The 387-nt window shown below is 70.3% G+C and carries 1 pseudogene; it reads left to right on the plus strand.

The window, feature by feature from the left end:
• Nucleotides 1-156 precede the first annotated feature (156 nt).
• Nucleotides 157-387 (plus strand): annotated as a pseudogene (locus DEIPI_RS0112190) (hypothetical protein); the annotation flags it as partial.

Genomic DNA, 387 nt, shown 5'->3' on the forward strand with positions numbered 1-387 from the left:
AGGACGTGACGCGCGAGCTCGCCTCGCTCGACCTGAGCCGCACGACGCCCCTGCGGGCGCTCGAACTCCTGCACGACCTGCAGCGCCGCCTGCGCGCGGGCGTGCAGGACGCGGGTCACGAAGTCGAACCCGAAACAGCGCGATAATGACGGCAAGTTGACCGCCTCGCCCATCCGTCTGCTGCCCCCGCACGTCGCGCGCCTCATCGCGGCGGGCGAGGTCGTGTCCCGACCCCTCGACGTGGTGCGCGAACTCGTCGACAACGCCCTCGACGCGCGCGCCACCCGCGTGGAGGATGGAGGTGTCGAACCCGAGGCTCTGCAGGCGGATGCCCATGGCGAGCCCGCCGATACCCGAACCGATCACGATGGCCTTCTTGCGTCTCAT

This window comes from Deinococcus pimensis DSM 21231, from assembly GCF_000519345.1.
GTDB classification, from domain to species: Bacteria; Deinococcota; Deinococci; order Deinococcales; family Deinococcaceae; genus Deinococcus_A; species Deinococcus_A pimensis.